At 49.8% G+C, this 24109-nt stretch carries 22 protein-coding genes, 1 tRNA gene and 1 pseudogene; 14 read left to right on the forward strand and 10 right to left on the reverse strand.

Annotated features, from left to right (window positions below):
• Nucleotides 1-206: 206 nt before the first annotated feature.
• From AC1931_RS14440 to AC1931_RS14450, 3 genes are all read right to left on the reverse strand, one after another.
• Complete coding sequence (locus AC1931_RS14440; protein ID WP_483877991.1) at nucleotides 207-644, reverse strand: response regulator; 438 nt, start codon at nucleotides 642-644, stop codon at nucleotides 207-209.
• Between the two features lie 152 nt (nucleotides 645-796).
• Entirely contained in the window at nucleotides 797-2464 is a 1668-nt protein-coding gene (locus AC1931_RS14445) for a sensor histidine kinase (RefSeq protein ID WP_483877992.1), read from the reverse strand.
• Entirely contained in the window at nucleotides 2461-4659 is a 2199-nt protein-coding gene (locus tag AC1931_RS14450; protein ID WP_483877993.1) for a sensor histidine kinase, read from the reverse strand. The genes AC1931_RS14445 and AC1931_RS14450 overlap by 4 nt, the downstream gene beginning before the upstream one ends.
• 519 nt (nucleotides 4660-5178) lie before the next feature.
• Between AC1931_RS14450 and AC1931_RS14455 the strand changes: the two genes are divergently transcribed.
• Entirely contained in the window at nucleotides 5179-6237 is a 1059-nt protein-coding gene (locus AC1931_RS14455) for an NAD(P)-dependent alcohol dehydrogenase (RefSeq protein WP_483877994.1), read from the forward strand.
• 253 nt (nucleotides 6238-6490) lie between these two features.
• On the opposite strand, the gene AC1931_RS14460 is transcribed toward AC1931_RS14455, so the two are convergent.
• On the reverse strand, nucleotides 6491-6661 hold the full coding sequence (locus AC1931_RS14460; RefSeq protein ID WP_483877995.1) for a hypothetical protein: 171 nt from the start codon (nucleotides 6659-6661) through the stop codon (nucleotides 6491-6493).
• Nucleotides 6662-6827: 166 nt separating this feature from the next.
• On the opposite strand from AC1931_RS14460, the gene AC1931_RS14465 reads away from it, so the two are divergent.
• Both AC1931_RS14465 and parS read left to right on the forward strand, forming a co-directional pair.
• Nucleotides 6828-6904, forward strand: a tRNA-Arg gene (locus tag AC1931_RS14465).
• Between the two features lie 578 nt (nucleotides 6905-7482).
• Entirely contained in the window at nucleotides 7483-7905 is a 423-nt protein-coding gene (gene parS / locus AC1931_RS14470) for a type II RES/Xre toxin-antitoxin system antitoxin (RefSeq protein ID WP_483877996.1), read from the forward strand.
• Between the two features lie 46 nt (nucleotides 7906-7951).
• On the opposite strand, the gene AC1931_RS14475 is transcribed toward parS, so the two are convergent.
• Both AC1931_RS14475 and AC1931_RS14480 read right to left on the reverse strand, forming a co-directional pair.
• A protein-coding gene (locus AC1931_RS14475; protein ID WP_483878032.1) for an IS3 family transposase occupies nucleotides 7952-9513 on the reverse strand; the annotation gives its coding sequence in 2 pieces (ribosomal slippage) (nucleotides 7952-9033 and nucleotides 9033-9513; 1563 coding nt in all).
• 207 nt (nucleotides 9514-9720) lie between these two features.
• Nucleotides 9721-9951, reverse strand: coding sequence for a helix-turn-helix domain-containing protein (locus tag AC1931_RS14480; protein WP_483877997.1), 231 nt, complete (start codon nucleotides 9949-9951; stop codon nucleotides 9721-9723).
• Between the two features lie 184 nt (nucleotides 9952-10135).
• On the opposite strand from AC1931_RS14480, the gene AC1931_RS14485 reads away from it, so the two are divergent.
• From AC1931_RS14485 to AC1931_RS14500, 4 genes are read left to right on the forward strand one after another with little or no spacing between them, the layout of a single operon-like run.
• Nucleotides 10136-10375, forward strand: coding sequence for a hypothetical protein (locus AC1931_RS14485; RefSeq protein WP_483877998.1), 240 nt, complete (start codon nucleotides 10136-10138; stop codon nucleotides 10373-10375).
• On the forward strand, nucleotides 10368-11570 hold the full coding sequence (locus AC1931_RS14490; protein ID WP_483877999.1) for an Arm DNA-binding domain-containing protein: 1203 nt from the start codon (nucleotides 10368-10370) through the stop codon (nucleotides 11568-11570). Before AC1931_RS14485 ends, AC1931_RS14490 begins: the two co-directional genes overlap by 8 nt.
• Nucleotides 11557-12507, forward strand: coding sequence for a hypothetical protein (locus tag AC1931_RS14495; RefSeq protein ID WP_483878000.1), 951 nt, complete (start codon nucleotides 11557-11559; stop codon nucleotides 12505-12507). Before AC1931_RS14490 ends, AC1931_RS14495 begins: the two co-directional genes overlap by 14 nt.
• On the forward strand, nucleotides 12504-13238 hold the full coding sequence (locus tag AC1931_RS14500; RefSeq protein ID WP_483878001.1) for a DNA-binding protein: 735 nt from the start codon (nucleotides 12504-12506) through the stop codon (nucleotides 13236-13238). The genes AC1931_RS14495 and AC1931_RS14500 overlap by 4 nt, the downstream gene beginning before the upstream one ends.
• A 107-nt stretch (nucleotides 13239-13345) precedes the next feature.
• Here the strand turns inward: AC1931_RS14500 and AC1931_RS14505 are convergent, their stop codons facing one another.
• The gene (locus AC1931_RS14505; RefSeq protein ID WP_483878033.1) at nucleotides 13346-13651 is read right to left on the reverse strand and encodes an aldehyde dehydrogenase family protein; all 306 of its coding nucleotides are present in this window, start codon (nucleotides 13649-13651) and stop codon (nucleotides 13346-13348) included.
• 138 nt (nucleotides 13652-13789) lie between these two features.
• Here AC1931_RS14505 and AC1931_RS14510 point away from each other — a divergent pair.
• Both AC1931_RS14510 and AC1931_RS14515 read left to right on the forward strand, forming a co-directional pair.
• Nucleotides 13790-14023 (forward strand): annotated as a pseudogene (locus AC1931_RS14510) (LysR substrate-binding domain-containing protein); the annotation flags it as partial.
• Between the two features lie 70 nt (nucleotides 14024-14093).
• Entirely contained in the window at nucleotides 14094-14453 is a 360-nt protein-coding gene (locus AC1931_RS14515; protein WP_483878002.1) for a hypothetical protein, read from the forward strand.
• A 162-nt stretch (nucleotides 14454-14615) separates the two neighbouring features.
• Here AC1931_RS14515 and AC1931_RS14520 read toward each other — a convergent pair whose 3' ends face one another.
• The 3 genes from AC1931_RS14520 to AC1931_RS14530 form a co-directional block, all read right to left on the reverse strand.
• Nucleotides 14616-15830, reverse strand: coding sequence for a TsoY family (seleno)protein (locus tag AC1931_RS14520; protein WP_483878003.1), 1215 nt, complete (start codon nucleotides 15828-15830; stop codon nucleotides 14616-14618).
• A gap of 221 nt (nucleotides 15831-16051) precedes the next feature.
• Nucleotides 16052-16666, reverse strand: coding sequence for a peroxiredoxin (locus AC1931_RS14525; RefSeq protein WP_483878004.1), 615 nt, complete (start codon nucleotides 16664-16666; stop codon nucleotides 16052-16054).
• 144 nt (nucleotides 16667-16810) lie between these two features.
• Nucleotides 16811-17245: a Dps family protein gene (locus AC1931_RS14530; protein ID WP_483878005.1), complete on the reverse strand. Its 435-nt coding sequence runs from the start codon at nucleotides 17243-17245 to the stop codon at nucleotides 16811-16813.
• 299 nt (nucleotides 17246-17544) lie between these two features.
• On the opposite strand from AC1931_RS14530, the gene AC1931_RS14535 reads away from it, so the two are divergent.
• The 5 genes from AC1931_RS14535 to AC1931_RS14555 all read left to right on the forward strand — a co-directional run bounded on the left by AC1931_RS14535 (nucleotide 17545) and on the right by AC1931_RS14555 (nucleotide 24082).
• Complete coding sequence (locus tag AC1931_RS14535) at nucleotides 17545-19074, forward strand: sigma-54-dependent Fis family transcriptional regulator (protein ID WP_483878006.1); 1530 nt, start codon at nucleotides 17545-17547, stop codon at nucleotides 19072-19074.
• Between the two features lie 327 nt (nucleotides 19075-19401).
• Entirely contained in the window at nucleotides 19402-20526 is a 1125-nt protein-coding gene (locus AC1931_RS14540; protein WP_483878007.1) for an FIST signal transduction protein, read from the forward strand.
• A 303-nt stretch (nucleotides 20527-20829) separates the two neighbouring features.
• On the forward strand, nucleotides 20830-22197 hold the full coding sequence (locus tag AC1931_RS14545) for a sigma-54-dependent transcriptional regulator (protein WP_483878008.1): 1368 nt from the start codon (nucleotides 20830-20832) through the stop codon (nucleotides 22195-22197).
• A gap of 296 nt (nucleotides 22198-22493) precedes the next feature.
• Nucleotides 22494-23678, forward strand: coding sequence for a response regulator (locus tag AC1931_RS14550; RefSeq protein ID WP_483878009.1), 1185 nt, complete (start codon nucleotides 22494-22496; stop codon nucleotides 23676-23678).
• Complete coding sequence (locus AC1931_RS14555; protein ID WP_483878010.1) at nucleotides 23675-24082, forward strand: response regulator; 408 nt, start codon at nucleotides 23675-23677, stop codon at nucleotides 24080-24082. The genes AC1931_RS14550 and AC1931_RS14555 overlap by 4 nt, the downstream gene beginning before the upstream one ends.
• Nucleotides 24083-24109 lie beyond the last annotated feature (27 nt).

A 24109-nucleotide genomic window follows, 5' to 3' on the forward strand; every position in this document is an offset into this window, starting at 1 on the left:
ACAACCCAAAAGAACACTCAAGCCTTAACCACACATGATCCGTAAAATCATGCAACATGCCACCCCAAAATGCAAATTCCCCCATTTTTCGTGTGACTGGGGGATCGTTCTTAACCGCGTCTAGTTCCTGTAAAAATGCGAAAAACCGAATACCGCCAGCAGGGGTTAATTTTTTAATACCCCATCTTCAATTGCTAACAATCCTTTCAACTGATGCTGGGGACCTGCACTACGGCAAGGAAAAGCCCCAACTGGCGGATGGCGTTGACAAAAGCCTCATACTCAACCGGCTTGGTGATATAATTACTGCAGCCTAACTGGTGGCAACGATCAACCTCGCGCGGGTCATCGGTGGTGGTAATCATGACCACCGGAATCTTTCGCAGTTGCGGGTCAGACTTGATCTGCTCCAACACCTCGATCCCGCCAAGTTTCGGCATGCGGATGTCGAGCAACAAGACGTAAGCTTGTGCCGCCTGCCGGTGCGGTCCTTCGCCCTGAAAAAACAGGAAATCGAGCACCTCCTGGCCATCCTTGAAATGGATAATCCGGTTGGTAATTCCAGCCCTCTTCAGGTTTTTACGAATCAGCTGGGCGTGTCCTTCATCGTCCTCAGCGATTAGAATAATAACTTCCTGGTTCATACTGCTATCTCCATTAGTTTCAGCCTGAGTCCCATTTATTTGTCATTCCCGTCACGACTCTGACCGGTATTCAATTTGAATCGCTTGAACGCTTTGAATCGTCAGTGAAAATTCTCGAGGATCACGGTTTTTTTTGATAAAAGTATCCACTGTTACCCTTTAAAATATCTTTTAGCGACTGTCGGCAGAGCGACAGTGAAGACGCTACCGATTCCCGGCTGGGACTCGACCCTGATGTCACCGTCCAGCCGACCGAGAATCTGTTTGACTGCCGTCAGCCCCAAACCCTCACCGCCTTCGCTACCGGGATTAAGCTGGTGAAACAATTCAAAAATGTTGGCCTGATGATTTTCCGCAATGCCGATTCCGTTGTCCTCCACCCGGTACAGGGCCCACTCCTTATTCGCGGTACCGGTGATATCAATTCTGCCTGATCGACTCTTGTCCCGATACTTGATGGCATTATCTATCAAATTGGCAAACACCTGGGTAATCTGGGGGGCATCACCCAGACAGGATGGTAGCGCGCCAATCTCCAACTCCATCCCGGCCTCCCTGATGCGGTAGGCAAAAGACCCGGCAAGTTCCTGCAACAGGCCATTCATGTCAATCGTTTCAATCTGAAGTTCTGTCCGCCCTGAACGCGAAAGCTTGAGCAGCCCCTTGATCAGCACATCCATCTGTCGCACACTGCCGCGAATACGTTCAAGCGACTGTAGCATGTCGGGAAACTCAGCCCGCAGCACCTGTTCAATCGTGGCGTGATCCGTATCATCCTTCTCGAGCAGAGTTCCGATGTCCTTTAGGGAATATTCCAGTTCACGACTGAAACCATCCACATTCACCAACGGAGAACGCAGATCGTGAGAAGCAACATAAACCAGTTGTTCGAGTTCGTGGTTTTTTGCGGCGAGGTGCCCTTCACTTCGTCTCAGCTTTTTGTTAACACGTCTGACGGAATGATGTTTCCACAATACCAGCAACGTCGCCGACACACCGGCCAATAAGAACATAAAGATTATCGCTCTTTTTATCGTCCAGAAAGGTTCAGGTTCACCGTACCATTTTTTCAACAACCCGGCATAATAATAAGACCCGACCAGCTCCGACAGGATCCGGTTGAACCTCTCCAGATGTTCGTCGCCCGAGCGAAAAAGGTACCCCCTTTTGAGGGTGAGCAGTGGTTCATCCACTGCCTCGACAAATCCTTCCAGCCCCATGGAGCGCAATTTCTGCAGCAACACCGGTTCGGGGAAAATAAAGGCATCCGCGCTACCTGCCAGCAGGGCATTGAGCCCCTCATCAATATTGCTTTCCAGCGCCAGAAGATAACCACCGCGCCGTCGCAGTTCGACATGGGCGGCACCCTCATTGATAACCGCCGTTGTGAATCCGGCAGCGGCAAGGTCCTCTATTCTGCGGATGCGCCGGTCACCTTTCTTGACAAAAACCCGAACGGGGATGCTCTCCATCGGCACGGTGAAATCAAATTCTGCCAGGCGGTAGTCATTGATACCGTATCCGGGCACAAAATCAGCTTCTTTATCGCGTATAAGTTGGGCGGCCGTACCCCAGTTCTCACTGGCAATATAATCGACGGAAAATCCGGCTTCAGCAGCAATGGTCTCGAGCAGTTCGACGGCAAAACCCGTGGGCCGCCCCTGACTGTCTTCCATGTATAGAGGAGGGAAATCGCGTAACACCGCGACCCGAAAGCTTGCCCCGCGCAAGCCCGCGGCAGCAACTGAATCGGCGTGAGCAGCGCCGGCACAGCCAAAAAACCACAAACCACAGACGAGTGTGATCAGTATTCTGCTCATGTTGACCCGTCCCCCTGATCGGAACCCTTCGCCAGGGTTGAATCTACCGCCATCGGCAAGGTAAACCGGAAACAGCTGCCTTGCCCCTCCCCGGCTGATTCTACCCAGATGTGCCCCTGATAAGAGGTGACAATCTTCTTGATCAGAGCCAACCCGAGGCCGGTGCCATCGCTGTTGCGGTCAAGCTGAGCAAAGATATTGAAAATTCGTTGATGGTGTTCGGGGGCGATGCCGATACCGTTATCGCGCACATAAAATACCAGCCCCGCGTCCTGTTCTGCAGCACCGATCTCAATACGTGGCCGGGGCTGGTCACCCATATATTTAACAGCATTTTCGATCAGGTTCTGCCAGATCTGGCCAAAATGCAGCGGGTCACCGTGCAACTGCCAGGGCAGATCGGCAACTTGCACCTCGACCTGTCGTCGATGCAGAGAGCCGGCCAGGATATGCAGACAGTCATCAACTATTTTCTTCACCGTCTGCGTTTGCGCTAGCGAATCAATCCGGCCTATACGCGAAAGCTGCAGCAGGGCACTCAAAAGATGTCCCATCCTATCTGTCGCTTCCTTAACAAACTGGAGATCTTCTGTAACCCCTGCAGTGTTATTATCAGCGATGTCTTCCTGCAGCATACCAAGAAAGGTATTGATGGTGATCAACGGGCTTTTGAGATCGTGGGAGACGATATAAACAAACTGTTCAAGCTCTTCGTTTTTCTGCTTGAGAGCAGCTTCGGCTGCTTTGCGCTCGGTGATATCAACGGCTGAGGCCGCCATATACTCAGGATTTCCCTGGTCGTCCTTGAGCAGCAGAACACTCATCAGCAGCGGGAATGTTCGGCCATTACGATCAACATGCCAGGTTTCCCGAGGAGAAAGGTGCCCCTCCTGGTGCAGCAGATCAATGGCTTTGGTGACTTTGTCAAGCTGCTCCGGCGGATACAGCACGGCAAGGTTTTTACCAATCAGTTCTGCGGGAGCATAACCATGAATTTCGGCGAGAAACCTGTTGACATAAACCAGCTTTCCCTCAAGATCTGCAATCGCTTTGCCATAGACAGCATTGTCGGCAATGGTTTTGAATCGTTTGTTTTCTTCTTCACGCGCGGTCAATTGCTCCAGCAGCCGATTAAAAGCGCCGATGAGGGAATCAACCTCTTTGCGACCGGTCAGTGGCAGAGACCGCCCCGATTCTGCAGAAGCTGTCAGGGCACTGATATGGTCGACGGTAGTCAGCATTGGCCGCAGATGACGCTGCAATAACCACCAGACAACAATGCCGACCAGCAGGGTAACGGCCAGGGTAATCAGGGTCATACGCCTTTGCATGACCGCGATCGGGGCAAAGGCCTCTGCGACCGGCGTTATCGCCGCAACCTGCCAGTCTGTTGCTTCCAGTCCTTTCACCGTGGTCAGGGTCTCGACGCCCTGGACAGTGGTATAAAGATAGGTTCCATCTTCGTCCAGAATAGCCCGATCCAGCACCGGGCTGATTCCCTCTGCCGGCAGTTCATACATGATCAGATCAGGGTTCGATGATGTGACAATGATCCGTTTGCTCCTGGAAATGACCGAATAAGTACCGGTACGACCATAACTCTGGGCAGTCAGATCATCAAAAAAGTTCGCCCTGTTTAAATCGATGGCGCCGCCAAGGGCACCGATCACCTGTCCGGCGGCATCACGGATGGGTACGGCAAGAGGAATGAGTGGCTGTCCGGTTGACAGGCCCATCAGCGGACTACCGACATTGGCACGCCCTTCATCCAGAGCAACAGCAAAAGCATCGACCCGCTCGCGGTAATTAATGCCGATGCGCTCCGGCAGATAAGGGCTATCGGCAATACCGGTTCCATCTCTGCTAACAACCAGCACACTGACATTGAAAAAACTTGCCGGCAATGGGTTTTGATCAAGCATATTCTGCAGAGCTACAGGGTTCGTCATCAGATCGCTGCCAATCAGCCTGGCTTTTTGCCCCAGCGCATCCAACCGGCTTTTCAGCTCCCGGTCAATCTGTGAAGCCATCTGGTTGGCAGCAGAATTTTGAGCGTCGGTCACCAGTTGACTGATATCCTGTTTCAGAAGCATGGCGGTCAGGAAGGCGAGCACCCACAAGCTGAGCAGAAAAACGCCCAGAGCACTCAAGGTGACCCTGGCTTTGATCGACTCTGGCCAAAGAGAGAATTTCATGGGTGAGCTCCTGAATTATACCGCGCCACCAGCAGCGCGGCAGAGGGCCGGCAGCGAGGGCGATGGATGACATGCTGCGGTTTAAACTTGGTTTATCGTCCTTCATCCTTGTAAATAGATGCACAGCCGCTGACTCGCCATTCCGAAACCAGTCAGAACTGCTGCAACGAACCGCAATAAAGTCACTCAGACAAAAAATAAAGATACACTAATGTAGCCGCCAGTCAACCATTAATCAAGGGTTCATTTTGCAGGTTCGTTTACTCACTGTGACCACTGGATCTGTATCAGGGCGGCATTTGGTGGTGCGTGATGCCATATGTCCGTGTCGCACCACTCCTGCTCCTGCTTCCTTGTCGACGGGAGATCTACCCATGATAAAGTTAGCTGCATTCTGACAATTCTCCGTTACGGCTGGTTGTGGAGTTGCCGCTTGAGACGTACAATAGGTAAAGCCTTCCTGGAGTGTAGAGGGCATCACAGAAGCCTTGTCATTTGCAACCAAGTCAGGAGAAAAGCATGAACAACACCAAAGCCTACGCTGCCGATAGCGCCACCTTGCCCCTTACCGCCACCACCATTAAGCGCCGCGAACCAACGTCGCATGATGTGCAGATCGAAATCTTGTTTTGTGGCGTCTGCCATTCTGACCTTCACACGGTACGCGACGAGTGGAACAGCGTCATGCCAACCGTCTACCCCTGTGTGCCCGGACACGAGATTGTCGGGCGGGTTACCAGAGTCGGTTCGGCAGTCACCAGTCACAAACCGGGAGAGATAGTCGGGGTCGGCTGCCTGGTTGATTCAGATCATATCTGTCCGAGCTGCCAGGCCCATGTCGAGCAGTTCTGCGCCAACGCCACCTTTACCTATAATTCCCCCGACAAGCATCAAACCGCACCGGTAACCTATGGCGGTTATGCGGAAGATATCGTCGTTGATGAACGCTTTGTTCTGCGCGTTCCTACCAACCTTGACCTGGCCGGGGTCGCACCGCTGTTGTGCGCCGGCATCACCACCTGGTCTCCGATCCGGCGCTGGGGCAATATCAACGGCAAGAAGGTTGGCGTCGTCGGACTGGGGGGATTAGGTCACATGGGGGTAAAGTTCGCCAAAGCTTTTGGTGCCAGGGTCGTCGTCTTTACCACCTCCCCCGGCAAAAAAGATGACGCCCTGCGCCTGGGAGCCGATGAGGTGATTATCTCGACCAATGCCGATCAGATGAAACAGCATGCCGGTAGTTTCGATTTTATTCTGAACACTATCGCTGCCGAGCATGACATCAACGCCTACATTCAGATGCTGGGACTCGACGGGAATATCACCCTGGTGGGAGCGCCGGACAAGCCATTGCCGGTTTCAGCTTTTGCACTACTGTTCGGGCGCAAGAGTCTTTCCGGTTCGCTGATCGGCGGGATCAAAGAAACTCAGGAGATGCTCGACTTCTGTGGTGAACACAATATTACCGCCGACGTCGAAGTCATTGCCATTCAGCAAATCAACGAAGCATACGAGCGGCTGCTCAAGTCGGACGTCAAATATCGCTTCTCCATCGATATGACATCGCTGAAAAAATAGTTTTACTCTAGATCCCCGGCAGTTACCACTGCCGGGGATAGTGCCGGGCACGGATGGTTAAACTTTGTGCAAAAAGGACAAAAGGTTGCTACAACCTTTGCTTAACAACGTTCATCAACAGTAGCCCACGCGGTTATCAACAGCCACTGTGTACAACCGGTCATCAGCCCCTCTAAAACAATCCAAACAGTCGGACAGGACAAGGATAATCGCCAGACAAGCGGCACCATTAAGTAGTCGGCAACAGTGCAGATCAATCATCATCCAGATGATACTGAATGCGCCGCCCGACATACAGACCAGCAGAAGCTCCTGCTACCGCGACAAAATAAGCGGTCATGATTCCCCACGGACGACCCCCCAACCAGCCAAGCCAGGCCCCCAGGAATATAGCAATCATCACCACCAGGGGTTTTATTACCATCGCAGCTCCTATAACGCTCAGGCACAATAGCTGTTGATATTATTATAACCAGCAAGACGCCGTGATATCAGCCACTATTATGAGTCGAAAACAGGACTGTGCCAAGACTCACGAGAATCTTTCCTGGTTGCAATCGCACATCAGATGGCGTATAAACGTCCCCCATGCGCCCGTAGCTCAGCTGGATAGAGCGCTGCCCTCCGGAGGCAGAGGTCAGAGGTTCGAATCCTCTCGGGCGCGCCAGTAAAATCAAGGGGTTAGCGACTTTGGCAGGCCCTTTTTTTGTGTCTGTGCCCATCCTGTGCCCATTTTGTGCCCAACTCGTGCCCATCCACTTATGGTTTTGACCGTTACCCTCGGCAAATCTGCGGTTTTCCCGAGGGTAACGGTCCGTGCCCAAACGACCTTTGCCCAATTATGGGCACCGTGCCCATGTATTTACAATCAGTTACAAATTCAATATTGATGCCAACACGTCATTTGACAAAAATAATATAAAAAAATATAGCCCTTTTGACCTTTGCCTACTTCTCAAAACATGTTTTTTGGTAACCCCAAGCACCCCATAAATATTGATACCCACCTCTACGTTTGAATGCAAAAAGACCAACTACTCCGATGGTGGAAATCGGTTGCGTATCTCTCAATTAAGAAGCCATGAGCATCTCAGGGTTGATGACAAAAATTAAATGGCATCCACCCCACCCTCATTTAGCTGTTTTAAAATCTGATCCAATAGATATTGTAAAATGACGCTCCTGGATGATTTCTTGACTATTGTCTTAACTTAGCAGGAAAATTATCAAAAAATGGAGGTAGAAATGCCAACTTCAAGGATTGAGTCGCTTGCAGATATTATGGGTCTTAAACTGCGTGGACCTGTAGATATTGTTTACCGTGTCCGAAAAGGGTTATCGCCTGGAGTAAGTCGCCGTATCACAGAGGCCTACGGCGTTTCCCAGGAAGATTTAGCGCGCATTATCCATGTCAGCACAAAAACTATTCAAAAACAGAATTCTAAAGGGGCCTACAATACGAAAGTCTCCGATGGCCTTGTACGTCTTGCTGATGTTTTTGCTCGGGCTACCGAAGTCTTTGAAGACAAGGCAGAAGCCCGTGCTTGGCTACAAGAAGAGTCAATCGCTTTGGGAGGAGTCGCGCCATGGTCCCTTCTTGATACCTCAACCGGGAGCGATATGGTGGTACGAGAATTGGGAAGAATTGAACACGGCATAGTTTCCTGATGCTACTTTTCCGGCGGGTGTCAAGATAGTTGTCGCCTCAGTCTCATTATGCCGCTTCGCAACAAAGGGTCTCTTCGGGGGTCCTTTTCCGTTCAGGGTTAAGTCGAACTATTTCAACCGGTTCCCAGTTTCGAGTTTGCCGGGTCCAACGACAGGGATTCTTCTGTCGTGCCTGCTCATAAACGTCTTTCCGTTTTTTCAGCTTAGCAGCCTCTCGCCCATAATGCCGATCATCCGGCGTCACAAAGCGTATTTCACTATGCTGGTGCTCGGTGTTGTACCAATGAACGAATGCGTCAACCCACCGTTGGGCCTCGTACTCGGAGGCAGATGGGCGTGACGGATATTCGGGCCGATACTTTAACGTGCGGAACAGCGACTCTGAAAATGGATTATCATTGCTGACGCCCGGACGACTGAATGACGGTACAACGCCCAATTTTTGCAAGGTGCCCAGCATCGTGGATCCCTTCATCGGGCTTCCGTTGTCTGAGTGTAAAACCAGCCCCTTTGGATCGACACCGTGGCGGTGAAAGGCCTCAACACATAGCAGAGCGCTATTTTGACCACACTCTGTGGAGAAGACGGTTGCCGCCATGATTTTTCGACTCCAGACATCCAGGATCAGGTACAGATAAAAGAAGCGCCCGGTGATCGTCGACCTCAGATAGGTAATATCCCATGACCACACTTGACATGGACCGGTAGCCACTTTCTCACGGGGCCGTCGGTGCGTTGCTGGACGACAGCGTTCCCGGTGGGCCAGTTGATTCGCCTCGCGCAAGAGACGGTAGAAGGTCGATTCCGATCCAACGTACCTGCCTTCATCGGCCAGACGGGGAACAATCTGTTTGGGAGACAGCTCCCGATAGCTCGGCGCGTTGGCGATCAAGAGGACTTTCTGCCGTTCGTCTGGCGTCAATTTGTTCGCAGGCACGGTCAACGGTCCATGGCGACGATCCTCGCCACCCCTCTGTTGGATCCACCTCTGAATTGTCCGGGGGCTCAGTCCCAGCATTTCGGCTGCAGGCGTTAATCTGGCACCCCGAAGAACGGATTCAGCGATAAGATCAAGAGCTTGCTGCCGCTCTAATGATCGGTGTCGTCGTCCTCGTCCCCCCAAATCTCCTGTGCTTTTTTTTTGAGAACCAGCAAGGCCGCAGTTTCTGCTAAAGCCTTATCTTTACGCCGAAGCTCCTTCTCCAACGTATGGATACGCTTGCTTTCTGAGCGTTTAACCGCCTTGGGTTCAAGACCAATAAGCATCTGATCGCGCCACTGCTGAAGTTGCGCGTCATGTAAACCTCGGCTACGTAAAAATACGCCGAGATCTTCTTCAGAAAGGGCAGCCGCTTCCAGGACGGCCGCCAGTTTTTCTTCCGCACTCCAGTCTTGTGGTCGTTTCATATTAGACAGCCTCTTCATGGATTCAGCAAAGGATGGCGGTTCAGTTGAAACAGGAATATCGAGCGTATCAGCTTCACTCACCCATCGATAGAGTGAGCTGCGTGAAACGCCTATTTCGTCGGCTAAAGAAATTGGACTTGGCCCATCCGGATCAGTCATCTTCTGAATCATCAGGGCCCTGAAGGCTGGGGAATATCTCATTGGCATGACGGATTGTCTCCTCTCAGTTGTTATTTGAGGCGACAACTATGCTGACACAGGGGGCTTATCATCCACTACCTTCAGGGGATTTCGAGCAATTATTGTTGTAACAAATACATGATTGGTTTTCATAAAGGACTGGGGGCGAGGTTTGCTGAGAATCAGGAAATTTCTAGCAAAAAAGGTAGGGCTGACAAATCAATATCATTAGGTATCGATTTCTTGGACATGTTCCATTAGATCGCCAATCTGGCATTTAAAAAAAAGACACAGTTTGTCGATGTTGTCGGTTGTCGTGTTGTAATTACGCTGATTTGCAATTTTCGAAAGAGTCGTTCGGTGTATTCCCGTTTCAGTGGCAATTTCTTCGAACGTTAACCTATTGCCTGTTCGAAAATGATAATCGGCCATCAGTTCACGCAATCTGTAGCGAATCACATGTAACTCCTTTCTTTGTTCATCAATTCAAGCTTTAACAAAATACCCTGATGCTGGACACATATCAAGCAACAACCGATGAATGCTTGATGCAAATGTAAAAAAAAATCATAGAATGTGATTGACAGTCACTTAAAAACGATATATGATGTTTTTAAACATCAAACGTAGAAAGGAGACTACAATGGAACAACAAACGTATTTAACAACAGAGGAATTGGCTAAAAGACTTCGTTATGACGCTCGCTACATTCGAACTGCGCTAAAAGATGCCGTCCTTATCGAAGGCATCCACTATATCCGGCCTTTTGGTCGACGGCGCGTCCTTTACATGTGGGACGCGATTGAACGAGACATGGTGAAGCAGTCCATGAATGAAAAACCAAGCATTCCTATGGCAAATGGAGGGGTCTGTTATGGGTAGCATTCGATCACGAGGGAAAATGCTGTTTTTTGATTTTCGCTATCAAGGCACCCGATGCCGTGAGCAGACTCTCCTTGATGACAATCCGACCAACAGGAAGAAGCTCGAATCCTTCATGGTCCAGATTGACCGGGAAATTCAGCAGGGAACTTTTCAATACGAAAAGTATTTCCCCGACAGTAGCAACGTAGCTCGTTTCTCTGGTCGGGCTTCTGCGGCACCTGTTCAAAAGAAACCCAGGGCAAGCCACTCTGCGACACCCTTATTCAAGGATTTTGCCCAAGAGTGGTATCAGGAGAACGAAATCGCCTGGAAGATCAGTTATCAGAAAACCATCAAGGGCACTATTGATCGCCACCTGATTCCGGCGTTTGGAGAAGAAGAGGTCAGCTGCATCACCAAGGGAGACATCCTTAAGTTCCGTTCCACACTCGCCAAAGTTTCGAACGGAAACAAAGTAGGTCTGTCACCTGATCGCATCAACCACATCATGACGCCATTGCGCATGATCTTGAATGACGCAGCTGACCGTTTCCACTTTACCACGCCTTATTTCGGGATTAAATCCCTCAAGGTACCAAAAACCGAAGTCGAGCCCTTCACCCTGGAAGAAGTGAAACTGTTTATCGCAAAGGTTCGGGCCGATTACCGTGATTATTATATTGTCCGCTTTTTCACCGCTATGCGCACCGGCGAGATTGACGGGTTGCAGTGGAAGTATGTGGATTTTGAGCGGCGCCAGATTCTGATCCGCGAAGCTTTGGTTCAGGGCCGTATTGAAACGGTTAAAACGCCGGGATCCATTCGGGAAATCCAGATGACAACGATGGTGGAAGAAGCCTTATTGCGCCAACGGGAGCTCACCGGCGATTTAGGTAAGTTCGTGTTTTGTAACCGCAGCGGTGAACCTTTAAACCACAACAATGTAACCAAACGGATCTGGCTCACCACCCTGAACTATCTTGGACTCAAGCGCAGGCGGGCCTATCAAACTCGTCACACGATGGCGACCTTGTGGCTGGCATCTGGTGAGAATCCGGAATGGATCGCCCGACAGATGGGGCATACCTCAACGGAAATGCTCTTTACCGTGTATTCGCGCTTTGTTCCCAATCTGACCCGGCAGGATGGATCCGCTTTTGAGAATCTGCTGATGGCTCGCATGAATGGAGGTGAACATCATGTACAGCGTTGAGGCGTTAAAATTGTACCAACCAGGAGCGTTTACCAGCACCTATCGTCTGCGCGATGCTGCTTATTGTGAATCCCGACATGGTCACCCCTATTTAAAGTTCATGCTGGAAGACAGCACAGGGTCACTGCCCTCCTACATCTGGGATGAACATCTCTATCGGGAGCTGTATCTTCCCAACTATGTAATGATTCAGGTGACGGCAGCTACCCGTGTTTTCGATGGGCAACTGCGTGTCAACGTCAGCAACATGGTACCAACCACTGAAAAGACGTCGGGAGAAGTGCTTCGTTTGATTCCCCAGAGCCTCTGCCCTATTCCAAGAATGTTAACTGATCTGGAATATGTCCTGCGTCAGATCACTATTCCGGCTCTGCAGAACTTTGTTGAGGCGGTGCTGGCGGATGACGGGATTACCTTTGCCTTTATCTCAGTTCCAGCCAGCTTACGTCATCACCACAATTATCCCGGTGGCCTGCTCTATCATAGTTTAGACAGCGTTCAGATGCTGGAACGCCATCGGGATTATTCCCGGAACAGTTACGAGTTAGGCATCGTTGCGATGCTGTTTCATGATATTGGCAAGATCATGACCCTGACCAGCATGATGACGCGAACCTCGCTGGGCAGCTGTATGGATCATGACAAATTAACCCTGGAGGTTCTCTCACCCTATCTGCGCAAGCTTGAACAGCAGTGGCCTGAAGGAGCGCAGGAGTTGCGTTATCTGTTGACCTGGAAAATCAACAAACCGGTCCCAAGGTACGATATGGCAGACCTAGTGGCCTGTTGTGATCGTTTGAGTGCCGGGCTCGATATGCAGAGGGCCAAAAAGAAGCCATACTTATCAACCTCCCCTACTCATCACACGATAGACGCCGGTAACGTTACGGTAGCGTTATCGCCGAAACGTTACCGTAACAAAAGAGAAATGGCATGAAAACACCCATTACCCTCGAAAACGTCCAGCAGGCCATTGCCAACCTGAAACAGCAGGGAGAGCGAATCAGTCGTCGCAATGTCCTGGCCATCACCGGTGGCGGCATGTCAACGGTACACAGACTGATGATCCAAGTGGAAGAGATTGACGCACAAAAAGCCTTGGCAGCCGCCACTGGATTGTCTGCTTCCCTACTGGCGGCCATCAACACCGAGATCACAAATAAAATCAGCCAAAACACCCAGCTTTTACATGATCAGATCCAGGGATTGAAACGGCGTGAACAGGAAGCCCTTGACTCTTTGGCGCTAATGGAAAATCAGGCTGAGGGGTTGGCCGCTCATCTTAAAGAGTTGACGCAAGTGCGGGATCAGGAACGATCGGAATCGGCCAAAGCGCAGGCTGCTGCCGATCATGCTATTGCTCATTTACAGCAGAGCCTGGTCCATCAACGGGAGGCCAACCGGCAATTGCACGATAAAGCAGAAATGCTTGGGCAAGACAACGCCCGAACAGGGCACCAGCTTGCCATGGCCGAAGCACATGCCATCAAATTTGAAAACCAGTGTGATAATCTCCGAACGGAATTGGAACAATCACGGAACCAGCATGCTGATGCCGATAAACGAGCCGCTGTAGAAAAGCAGAAGGCTGCCGACCTGCGCGAAGCTCTGATGAAAGCTGAAAGCCGGCTTGCTGTTCTGGAAGAAAAGCTGGAAGGGGTGGCATGATAAAATAGACGTGCTTTCTCAGTTTCACCCAAAGAAAAACACACTGAGGAAAAGACCTACAGCTGACAGCAATCGCAAAAGCGATGGAGACAAAACAACCGGTCCTTCTACGTCATATTAATATTTTTTATACGGGTATTGTTTAACAGTTCATCAAGACATTCCTCCTGGCCCAGCCCGCTAATTTTCCAGCCCCCATAGGGTGCGCCCAGATATCGGCCGCTGCTGTTGATCCAGACATATCCCGCTTCTACCCGTTCCGCAGTGATCATTGCAGTACGCCATGATTCGGTGACGATCATGGCGGTCAAGCCGAAATCGAGCTGATTGACCTGCCGTAGCATATCCTGCTGGTCCGTCCAGGGAATGATCGACATGACGGGACCGAAAATCTCTTCGCTGGCGATGCGAATTTCATGCTGAAGCCATCAAATACCGTCGGCAGGATAAAAATTCCGGCAGCCAGCTCGGGTTCCGATGGTCGCTTCCCGCCAGTCAGCAACTCAGCCCCTTCACCTCGTCCAAGATCGCTATAGCTAAATAATTTCGAAGCTATCAAGCGCATTGTTCAGCAGGGTAATACCATTAGTTGTCTGTCACGTCTGGCGGTGCAGAATGAATTGGATTCAGGAGACCTGACCTCTTTGAAGGTCCCTTTTCTTGATTTGAACCGCGCATTTCACTTGTTGATTCATCGCCGGAAATACCGCAGTTCGTTGATTAACGAATTTGTCAACCATTGTCATCAAAGAGTACGATATTATCGGGAAACAGGAACCTGGTAGGCCTGATTACACGTCTTGATGCTTAGGTTTTAAAACCTTCATAGACAATTGGAATTGAAAGGGTAGAAAGATGGCAAAAGAAACAAAACCCCTGGTCACGTTAGAAGAATCTTTAGAAAAGTTGGACATAAGGGTCGGTAGAGTCGTTTCGGTTGAGCTTGAAACGCGCACGCATAAGCCGACCTATAAAATGACGATAGATTTCGGTAAGTTTGGAGAACGAGTCAGTTATGGCCGCTTCACACAACATCCTATCGAAAATCTGTTAGACAGGCTCGTACTTGGAGTATTGAATTTTGAGCCACGACAGATGGGGACTGTCACTTCAGAAGTATTAATTTTAGGCGTCCAGTATCCCAGGGCCGAAAGTGGCGAAGCTACGTTTGCAACAACAGCTGTCGAGGCAAAACTTGGCAGTAAATTATTCTAAGCACCGACCCCTGACTGAGGGCGCAAGAGTGTCCGGAATTGTGCCGTGCGGTCTCGGTAGCGTTGAAACAAATCGTTAAAGCGTGATTTGCGGATGAACCGATGGCATCCGCAGAGTGACGTTAAGTGCTCTTCTCCTGGATATGAGGGATTTGAATATCCATCATCCAAGGGACTTCTGTTCTTTTTCACTTCTGCGACATGTGAAATGTTTGTGGTTAAGCCGTGCAACTAACCACATCGTTGCCAGTTGAAGACCAATCGCCAGACCGGAAACAAGCCAGTAAATGACCGAAAAATTAGTGATAAGACCCGCATCAACCATTCCTCGGTTCAACCAGAAATGGGTCATCACGACCAGAGCCACCCCGGGGCAAACCAAGGCGTATGAACCCGCAGAGGCTTCAGTTCCCCAGACAAAACGGCTAAAATACCCTAATCGAATAAGCACCAGCCCGGTTAAAAGCGCGAAGAGCAGCTGCACTGAAAAAAATTGTGAGAGCATCATCAGGCGATCAGCTGCACTGCTTGCCAGCGCAAAATGTTCATCCAGACCGTGACTTTGACGCAAACCAAGAATGGCTAAAATCGTTAATACCGGGATAAAGATTGAAAGGGTCGGTGCTGTCTCAATGGTTGCGCCTTGTTCCAGCAAAGCACGAAACCCGAGTAATAAAGCAATCAAGGCAATCAGCCCGGTAGCAACAAAAAAGAAACTTGAAAACATCAGCCCAACTCCTGCTATTTGCGGGATGCCGGAGAGCCCAGCGGGTGCTGCCAGTCCCACGCCGACCATGGCGAACGCAAATGCCGGAAGAGCCTGAGCGAAAGAGTTGTTGCCGGCGCACAGAAAACCTCCCTGTGTCAGCACCCGTCCCAGAAAGGCCCCCAGTTGCCACAGGGCCAGAACACCAATCATCAAAAACATAATGATCGCCAGGGGGAACAGGTATTCAACCACCTGCCAGAGCCCTGGCACCAGAACCATACCGAGAACAAACAGCACATTGACAGTCATCGCCAGGGCAAGGGGCAACGCCAGTATTTGGGTCTCGGTATTGCTGCTGCGAAGTTTAAGATAATCGTCGCTTTGTCTCCAACTGCGAAAACGGAACAGATTCCACAGTAAATATTTCAAGTTAAGAAAGGCATAATAAAGAATGCCGGCGATAGCCAGCAGGATCATTCCCCGGGTCATGGGGCCACCGCTGGAAAATGTTTGGACAATGTCCTCAAATACGGGTACGGATCGGTCCGGATGAGGAGTCCAGTGCATCAACCACATGAAAAAAGTAACCGCCAACCCCCCTGACCCTAGAGACGCCAGAAAATAAAGGGGTGAATAATTGTCTGCCGGTCGGTTAAGCACATTCTTCACGTTGCTCTCCAATGAATCAGGAAGGTATGATTGGAAAAAAGAGCTGCTGTTGCCAGCGATGCATGTTCAAGGGGACCTTCATACAGTGCATCTGTTTTCGTACAACCATATTCATGCAGCCCCGGCACAAGGCCCAATGACTTTATGCCGTCGTACCTTATGCCGGGGTTGGAATTATTGTTTAAATTTAGCTGTTTTTTCATGCAGCAAGCAAAAACCTATCAGGCAAGAATCTCTTCCAGATTGATGTAACTGCCAACGTTACCTGTCATTTGCTCTACATCCGTGTTAACGGGAAGGGTCTTTTTCCCTTTTCGCCAGTTGGCAGGGCAAACCTCCCCGGTATTGTAAGCATGTTGCCATGCTTCCAGTTGACGAATCAATTCCATCACGCTACGACCGACACTGTCAGCAACTGTTTCTTCGGCAACAACAACGCCATCAGGGTTAATAATAAAGCGACCACGCAAAGCAACCCCTTCCTGCTCAATCCAGACCCCGAATTTACGGGCGACATTACCGGTATTATCGGCCCCCATGGTCAATTTTAAGCCTTTTAGCAGGGGCTCAGTTTCGACAAAGCGCTTATGACTGAATTTGGTATCACCCGAGACAGGGACCACAACAACTCCAAGCTCATTGAGCTTGTCCAGTTGGGAATTCATCGCCGCAATTTCGGTCGGGCAAACAAAGGTGAAATCTGCGGGATAAAAACAGACCACGGCCCATTTGCCTTTTAGTTGTTCACTCGATATTGTTGTGTAGTGACCAGTAGCAGCATCAAAAGCTTCCATTTCAAATTCCGGCATGCGCCGCATCACCAAGGTTGTGCTCATCTGTTTTTTCTCCTGTTTGGGTTGAGGTTGATTGTCAAACGGTTCTGTGTCTTCAATAATTTTTGTCGTGTCGCATGGCATGACTTGACTCCTGTTTAAAATATCTAAATCATCTTTCCCGTAGAAACCGGACTGGGATCCGGGTTAGCGCTGCATTGCGCGCAAGAACCAAAGATTTTTGGCATAACCGTTCGCGTGCTCTTCCATCATCGCCACGCTGGAAAAATCCCCGTCATGATCTGCCAGGGAACGGATCTCCACAGCAAGTTGCTTCATTTGTTCCATGTCCTCCCGAACGACGTTAAGAACTTCAGCGGAAGAAAAGTCTCTCGCCTGAACTTCCTTGATCGTGGCCAGTTTGATATATTCAGCGATCGAGGCTGGTGGAGTCTGCCCCTGGATCTTCAGTTGCTCTGCAACATCATCAAACTTCCCGAAGACATCTTCATACATCTCTTCGGTAAACTTGTGTATCGCAGGAAACTGCTCGCCAGTAACATTCCAGTGTAAATTATGTAGCTTGACATTCCAGACATGAAGGTTGGCAATATATTTTTTCATTTTTTCAACTTTACCCATGACGATCTCCTTTTTTTTGTAGAAGTAATTTTTGTAATCATCACGTCAATGATTAACCTTTTACAGTGTTATCCAGCAAAGTGCATGCCATGTTTTTTATCAAGCACAACAAATGCTTTAAATCAAATGGTTAGGAAATATCTCTGTCAGAGATCAGGCAAACTTTATTGACTTGCAACGTTATTTCGTTGAATCATCCAATGATATTTCGTTGCCCATTAAAGAAATAACGTTATATCGTTTATCTTGGATGATTAAAAAATCTTACCCGCAGGATACCGCGTCAAAGAAGGAAAAACATGGATCCTCAACAATTACTCTCCCCGATATCAACCGACAAGGTTCTGGAGCTGATTCTCAATGCCCTGCGCGACCTGGTCGACTATGAATTGGCCGTCATCCTGAAATTGACCGAAGGCAATATCCTGATGGTACAGAAAGCCCAGGGACCACTGGTCAACGAGCAGATCAAGGACTACAGTATTGATCTGAACCATCGCCGGGATCTTGCCCGCATTATTCGCCTTGACCAGCCCCACCTGTTCAACGAGCAGGAGGAGCACGAAGACACCTACGAAAACGTGCTGGAATTACCCCAGAACCATTCATGCCTGGTAGTCCCTCTGTCTGTTCAGCAGACCACTATCGGGTTGCTCACCTTGGACCACACGGCCTGCAATATGTTTTCACCGGCCATCGTGAAGTTTATTGGAACTCTTTCTGGGCTCATCGCAGTAATCATCAACCAGAATGAATCCAGCCAATATCTGGACACCATCAGACGCGATCTAACCCGAGAACGGAACCTTCTTCTGACCCGTGACGATCCGCATTTTCAGAATCTCATGGGTCACTCGCCGGCCTGGTCTCGCGTGCTCGACCAGGTGAAAATTGTTGCTGAATCAGACCTGCCGGTACTGATTCATGGTGAGACCGGAACCGGCAAGGAGCTGGTGGCTCGTACGATTCATAAGCTGAGCCCACGTAACGACAAACCCTTTATTACCCTTAACTGCTCAGCGTTGAACGCCAGCCTGGCCGAAAGTGAACTCTTCGGTCATGAAAAAGGCGCCTTCACCTCGGCGATAGCACAGCGTAAGGGGCGTTTTGAAATTGCTGACGGCGGCACCCTGTTCCTCGATGAAATTGCAGATTTGCCCCTGGAAATTCAGCCCAAACTCCTGCGAACCCTGCAGGAAGGGACTTTTGAGCGGATCGGTGGTGAAATCACGCGGTCTTGCGACGTTCGCATCATTGCGGCAAGCCATATGAATTTGCAGAAAAAGGTTCAGAAAGGCCAATTCCGCGAGGATCTCTATTACCGGCTTGGCGTCTACCCCCTGGAGCTCCCTCCTTTGCGCCAGCGGAAGGAAGATATTCTTCTTCTGGCCCAATACTTTATTCAGAAGGAAGCTCGCAAAACCGGAATCAGCCCTCCGAAAATCAGTGAAGAGGCCGCCACGGGGCTACTGGACTATCCCTGGCCTGGCAACGTACGCGAGCTGCAGAATGCCATCAGCAGGGGCGTCCTTCTAGCCAGGACTGACGAGATTGGATGCCGTCACCTCGGCTTGAAACAGAGCGCGCTTACGCCAACCAGTGCACCCTCCGACAGCCCCCCGGTGACCATACCTGAATCACAGGACCCGTTTCCAAGCATGGTCATCTGGGAAAAAAGGCACATCGAAAGTGCTCTTACTCGAACTGGCGGTAAAATTTACGGTGAAAACGGCGCAGCAGCCCTGCTTCAAATGAAGCCAACAACACTTCAAAGCCGTATTAAAAAGCTCAATATCAGCAGGCAGAAGATCATAAAAGATCAAATTTGATCGAGACCAGATTGTTGTGGCATCGCACTGTTTGAGAGCAGAATATAGCCCGACAAACACCATAAACCCTGCTCAAGGCATGGCGAAAGAAAAAGATATCCACAGAAATATTTGGTTAAAACTTCAAGATTATTGCCAAACTGATTTATTCACGCTAATATTACACAGTTATACATGTGATCTCTTGTGAATTTTTATCTATTGTTGGTGTTGATCCAACACCTCAATATAGTGGTACAAATTTTAATTCCAGCTGTAGTTCCAGCTCTTAAGACGAATCCCTTCAATAATTGGCGCCTAACATAGCCACCGAAAGGAACTTTACGAATGGTAATAGTCCTCTGTGAGAAAGGTACCGTATCCGAACTGGCTACTCAGATAAAAAATGTAGCTTCACAACCGAACATCAAATCCCTGATGATCCTGGCCTGTGATGCCAACGAATTCACCCCTGAACAAGTTGATTCGCTCCTCAAGCATTGCCCCCTGCCTGTATTTGGCGGCATTTTTCCGCAAATCATCGCAGGCGACAAAAACCTGAGCAAAGGAACCCTCGTAATCGGAATGGAGCATGTTGTTCATAACGTCATCATCGATGGGCTCAATGATCCCGAAGTTGATCTGGACGATAGGGTTGCAGAAGCCTTTTCCGGGATCGATTGCCAGAATAAAACCTGCTTTGTCTTCGTTGACGGGTTAAGTAAGCGTATCTCCTCATTAGTTGAAGGCCTGTTCAACAACCTCGGCCTGCTGCCTCACTATATCGGTGGTGGCGCAGGGTCGCTGAGTTTTGTTGCCAAACCCTGCCTGTTCACAAATAACGGATTAATTGGCGCCGCTGCTATCGTTACCGTTTCCGATGTCGCCGCAGGAATTGGTGTCGCCCACGGTTGGCAACCTGTGACAACCTCCATCAAGGTCACTGAAGCGCAAGGTAATCGGGTCATCAGCCTTAACTGGGAACCAGCCCTTGAAGTGTACAAGCAAGCCGTCAAACAGCACTCCAATCCGGATTTTGACACAACCGCCTTTTTTGATATCGCCAAGGCCTACCCACTGGGAATCACCAAACTGGACACGGAAATGATCGTACGCGATCCCATCATTGCTGAAGGTAACCATTTGATTTGCGTCGGCGAGGTTCCGGAAGGGTCCTATATCTATATATTGAACGGCAACCTGAAGTCCCTGGTCAAGGGAGCGGAATCGGCCCGCAATATGGCCTGGAAGGGAATGGACAACAACGCCATGGACAAAACGATCTTTTTTGTCGACTGCATCTCTCGTGTACTATTCATGGAAAATGAGTTTCACCAGGAGTTGAGCGTCGTCAGCCAGCGATGTCCCATGTTCGGGGCCCTGACGTTAGGAGAAATCGCCAATACCGGCAATGACTACCTGGAGTTCTACAACAAAACAGCGGTTGTCTGTGTGCTCAACGAGGCATTATGAATAACGGGATGGCCCAGGAAGTTTTGTCATAGTTCAGCCTCTATTTTTATACTTTTCAGAAATCACAGGTATCTTTTTATTTCATATAAATCCCCCCACTGATGGTATCCGACGAGATCCTAGATATCGATTCGCAAGTGGCATTCCATTCGTACTCGCTGCCACCATTGTCTCTGTTTCTATTTGATAGCAATACCAAGCTGATCTATCTTTTTGATAGTATCTGACAGAATCCAGTGATAATGTCAGTGAATAGGAGCATAAAAAAGGCTTCAGGCCGACGGCAATTCCGGGAAAAAGCGTATGGCGAAGGACATCACTGAAAAATTTACCTTAATGGTTGTTGATGACGATGCATATATCCTGTCGTCCATCAAACGCATCTTTCAACGCAACGACTATTATCTGTACCTCGCCCACAGTGGTGAAGAAGCCCTCTGGATACTGGATCGGACACGGATTGATGCGGCTATCGTTGACCTGAAAATGCCCCACATGGATGGCCTGACACTGCTTGAGCAGATTCGCCAACGGTCAATGTTGACCAGGGTGCTGATGTTGACCGGTCACGGTGGAATCCAGGATGCGGTGCATGCGATGTCTCTCGGTGCCGTAGATTTTATTGAAAAACCAATCTGCGCTGACAAATTACATGCTCGAATCAAACTCATCGCCAATCAGTGGCAGGAGTCCCAGGAACATCGCAGGCGGCGTTCTAATCTTTACCGGAACCATCATTTTCCCGAGCTGATTGGAGAAAGTCCAGCCATGCTTGATGTCAAGGAACTGGTGGCGCGAATAGCTGATTCGGATGTATCAGTGATGATTCAGGGCGAGACAGGAACCGGCAAGGAATTGGTGGCCATGGCCATTCATTACAACAGTTCCCGGCGCGACCAAAAATTTGTACCGGTGGATTGTGCCTCCCTTGGTGACGGGGTAATACAAAGCGAGTTGTTCGGTCATGCCAGGGGCGCCTTTACTGGTGCAATGAGTGCCCACCCCGGCCTGATTCGTCATGCTGACGGAGGAACGCTTTTTTTTGACGAAATCGGTGAAATGGACCTGCTGCTGCAGGCTCGACTGTTGCGAACGTTGCAGCAGCGACTGGTTCGCCCCGTAGGCAGCAATCAGGAGTATAAAGTCGATGTCCGGGTGATCTCTGCCACCAATCGACAACTCACCAAAGAAATTGCGGCTGGACATTTTCGTGAGGATCTATATTTCCGCCTGAACACGGTATTGATCGATCTGCCGCCATTGCGTGACCGACAAGAAGATATTCCGGCCTTGGTTGAATATTTTATCAAGCACAACAGTCGTAGGCAAAAGCAGGTAACCGGTATTGATGCAGATGCTCTAGACCTTCTCTGTACCTACGAATGGCCGGGAAATGTCCGGGAACTGGCCAATGTGGTGTTTCGCGCCATTGTGTTAAGTAATGACAATATCATTCGTCCTGACGCCCTTCCGCGAGAAATCACTCATTCAGTGTCCGAAACACCTCCGAGAACCGCTTCGCTTGCTGGTGACTCAATGGATGATTACGAGCGTCTCGCGATTATCAACGCGCTGGAGAAAGGCAACCACAATCGTCGCTGCGCTGCAGAAATTCTCAATATCGGCGAGGCAACCCTTTATCGTAAACTAAAAAAATACCACTTGAATTAACCTCTTGGCTCCTTCTATCAAATTGACAGTGTTATCTGTCGCAAAATGTTTATTACTGCTACAACATCTGCTTTTCTGCAATATCATCATATTGACTCTATCCTTTTGAACTTCAATAAAGCCCATTTTAATTAACTACTTACACGATCCTTAAATATTCATTGGCCTAAATCTATACATAAAATTTAATCGGTATGAAGTTTGCTGTGCAAGGTAGGCAGCAAATATGTCGTTAATATTCGCATTTACGCCAGGCGGAGCTCAATAGACTGGCAAGTGCTGGAGGAGGGCATGACATGACGAACAAGAGAGTGCTATTTGTCGACGATGACAGAAATTTCTTATCCGGGATTCAGCGCAGCCTGTTTCGCCGTTTTGACATCTGTGTAGCATCATCGCCGACGGAAGGCCTTGAACTGCTGACGCAGGAGACCTTCAGCGTGGTCATTTCCGATATGAAAATGCCGGAAATGACCGGGATCCAGTTTCTTTCCCGGATCAAAGACCTGTACCCCGATACGGTACGGGTTCTCTATACCGGTTTCGCCGATCAGCAGACCGCCATCGAGGCCGTCAATCAGGGGGAAATTTTTCGCTTCCTCACCAAACCCTGCAGCCTTGAGCTGCTGATCCGGGTGTTGCAGGATGCCATCCGCCAATATCAGTTGATCACCTCAGAGCGCGAGCTGGTCGAGAAAACCCTGTTGGGGGCCGTCGATCTGCTGTCACAGATTCTTTCGGTAAAAAATCCGACTGCCCAGGGGCAAGCCAAGCGACTGAAATTTTATATTCACCATCTGGCGAGCGCTCTGGGCTATGGTGATCTGTGGTTCTATGAAATGTCTGCCATGCTTTCCAGGTTGGGTTGTCTGACCATTCCAGCCAGCCTGTTCGACCGCTATCTGGCGGAAGAAGAACTAAGCGATGGCGACTTAAGTCTGATCAACGGTCATCCGGCAGTGGCCGAAGAATTGTTACTCAATATCCCGCGCATGGACGATGTCGCCGCTGCCGTGGCAATGCAAAACCTGCCCTGCAGCGCGTTCAGCCAGGGGCCCGACCAGCAGTACAGTGAACGGGTCAGGATGGCCGCACAGTTGCTGCACGTATTGAATGAATATGATCGTCAACTGAATATTCGCCATCGTTCCTGTGCGGTAGTGATGAAACAGCTTGCCGACGACCCGGTTGAATATCATCCGGATATGGTTGCCGCACTGGAACAGCTGCAAACCCTGAAAGTACAGTATGAGCCGGTATCCATCGGTGTCATGGATCTGACCATGCAAATGCAGCTGGCAGAAGACATTTTTACCAATACCGGGGTCAAGCTGGCCGCCAGTGGTCAGGAACTGACAGATTTTCTGCTGATCGGCATAAAAAATTACGCAAAGAAAATCGGTGTGAAGGAACCCTTCACGGTGCTGGCTCCCGTTGATTATGTTGAAAAGCATCGGGTGAATAAAGGAGCAGGAAAATGAAACAACTCATGTTTATCGATGATGAAAGAGCACTCCTTAACGCGCTGGCGCGAATGCTTAAGCCGTTGGAGAAACAGTGGAAGTTCATTTATGTCGAACGTGCGGCCGAGGCCCTTGAACTGCTCAACACCGTGGATGTTGACGTGGTCATCAGCGATCTGTGCATGCCGGGGATGAACGGACAGGAATGCCTTGAACATGTGCGCGAGCGGCATCCTCATGTCACCAGGGTCATGATGACAGGTCGCTCGGAATACGACGTGTATCGTGAGGGGATGACGGTAGCGAAATATTTTCTCTGGAAACCGGTATCGCCGCAAGCCATGTCGACGCTGCTCCAGCTGTTATCCAATCAGGAGGTCACCTTGCCGGGGGAAGATCATGATACCGATCCCCCACAGTAACCCTGTCCGTCCGAATCAGGTGTTAAT

This window comes from Pelovirga sp. C15f, from assembly GCF_057178085.1.

Coding starts and splice junctions, on each gene's coding strand:
- AC1931_RS14440 (WP_483877991.1), bottom strand. CDS start 644: ATGAACCAGGAAGTTATTATTCTAATCGCTGAGGACGATGAAGGACAC.
- AC1931_RS14445 (WP_483877992.1), bottom strand. CDS start 2,464: ATGAGCAGAATACTGATCACACTCGTCTGTGGTTTGTGGTTTTTTGGC.
- AC1931_RS14450 (WP_483877993.1), bottom strand. CDS start 4,659: ATGAAATTCTCTCTTTGGCCAGAGTCGATCAAAGCCAGGGTCACCTTG.
- AC1931_RS14455 (WP_483877994.1), top strand. CDS start 5,179: ATGAACAACACCAAAGCCTACGCTGCCGATAGCGCCACCTTGCCCCTT.
- AC1931_RS14460 (WP_483877995.1), bottom strand. CDS start 6,661: ATGGTAATAAAACCCCTGGTGGTGATGATTGCTATATTCCTGGGGGCC.
- parS (WP_483877996.1), top strand. CDS start 7,483: ATGCCAACTTCAAGGATTGAGTCGCTTGCAGATATTATGGGTCTTAAA.
- AC1931_RS14485 (WP_483877998.1), top strand. CDS start 10,136: ATGGAACAACAAACGTATTTAACAACAGAGGAATTGGCTAAAAGACTT.
- AC1931_RS14490 (WP_483877999.1), top strand. CDS start 10,368: ATGGGTAGCATTCGATCACGAGGGAAAATGCTGTTTTTTGATTTTCGC.
- AC1931_RS14495 (WP_483878000.1), top strand. CDS start 11,557: ATGTACAGCGTTGAGGCGTTAAAATTGTACCAACCAGGAGCGTTTACC.
- AC1931_RS14500 (WP_483878001.1), top strand. CDS start 12,504: ATGAAAACACCCATTACCCTCGAAAACGTCCAGCAGGCCATTGCCAAC.
- AC1931_RS14515 (WP_483878002.1), top strand. CDS start 14,094: ATGGCAAAAGAAACAAAACCCCTGGTCACGTTAGAAGAATCTTTAGAA.
- AC1931_RS14525 (WP_483878004.1), bottom strand. CDS start 16,666: ATGAGCACAACCTTGGTGATGCGGCGCATGCCGGAATTTGAAATGGAA.
- AC1931_RS14530 (WP_483878005.1), bottom strand. CDS start 17,245: ATGGGTAAAGTTGAAAAAATGAAAAAATATATTGCCAACCTTCATGTC.
- AC1931_RS14535 (WP_483878006.1), top strand. CDS start 17,545: ATGGATCCTCAACAATTACTCTCCCCGATATCAACCGACAAGGTTCTG.
- AC1931_RS14540 (WP_483878007.1), top strand. CDS start 19,402: ATGGTAATAGTCCTCTGTGAGAAAGGTACCGTATCCGAACTGGCTACT.
- AC1931_RS14545 (WP_483878008.1), top strand. CDS start 20,830: ATGGCGAAGGACATCACTGAAAAATTTACCTTAATGGTTGTTGATGAC.
- AC1931_RS14550 (WP_483878009.1), top strand. CDS start 22,494: ATGACGAACAAGAGAGTGCTATTTGTCGACGATGACAGAAATTTCTTA.
- AC1931_RS14555 (WP_483878010.1), top strand. CDS start 23,675: ATGAAACAACTCATGTTTATCGATGATGAAAGAGCACTCCTTAACGCG.